Source organism: Paraburkholderia sp. SIMBA_053, from assembly GCF_046534895.1.
GTDB classification, from domain to species: Bacteria; Pseudomonadota; Gammaproteobacteria; order Burkholderiales; family Burkholderiaceae; genus Paraburkholderia; species Paraburkholderia caledonica.
The window spans coordinates 1-283 of record NZ_JAWRXU010000481.1 but is presented as its reverse complement, the minus strand read 5'-3'; the positions used below and the strand labels follow the sequence as shown (position 1 = coordinate 283).

Annotated in this window: 1 protein-coding gene; it reads left to right on the top strand. The window is 62.5% G+C overall.

The annotated features are described in order from the left end of the window. A partial coding sequence (locus SB753_RS36520) for a lipocalin family protein (protein ID WP_410804992.1) occupies nt 1–186 on the top strand: 186 nt, incomplete at its 5' end. Between the last annotated feature and the right edge of the window lie 97 nt (nt 187–283).

Here is a 283-nt window from a genome sequence, read left to right as displayed (position 1 = left end):
CGAACCGGTGCGCTGACATGGCAACTGGATCCGCTGATGGACGACCAGGAACTGGACTCGCGGCAGTCTACCGGCGCAGTGTACTGGGAGGGCGCGGTACGCGTGAGCCGCGATGGCGCGGATCTCGGGCGGGCTTATCTGGAACTGACCGGTTATGCGAACGCACTGCGGATCGGCAGGCAGTGAGGGCTGACGGCTGCGTAAATGCAGAAACCCCACCTTTTGTGGGGTGGGGTTTCTGATGCTGCTGGGGAGCCTGACGATTACCTACTTTCACACGGGC